Consider the following 211-nt stretch of genomic DNA (forward strand, 5'->3'; position numbering starts at 1 on the left):
TCTCGGCAGACCGGACGTGGCTTACTCAGGACGAGTTGAGGGACCTGGCCGGTGTCGACAGGTACAGTCGTTCGGTCAAGGTCTGGAGCAGATGTTTGGCCGGACAGGCGCTCGGAAGGTGAAGGACGATCTTGTTCTTGTACTGCCTGACCTGCACGGCGATTTTGAACAGTTTGGAAATGACCGTTGATGGCTGCGCCTGCGACAGTGC

Annotated in this window: 1 protein-coding gene; it reads right to left on the reverse strand. The window is 57.8% G+C overall.

Features of this window, described 5'->3' with window-relative positions; all coding sequences use genetic code 11:
- Positions 1 to 25: 25 nt before the first annotated feature.
- Positions 26 to 211: transposase (locus tag F2P46_RS36945; RefSeq protein ID WP_208296989.1), on the reverse strand; the 186-nt coding region annotated here is incomplete at its 5' end.

It is taken from the genome of Massilia sp. CCM 8734, from assembly GCF_011682155.1.
Taxonomy (GTDB): Bacteria; Pseudomonadota; Gammaproteobacteria; order Burkholderiales; family Burkholderiaceae_D; genus Telluria_A; species Telluria_A rubra.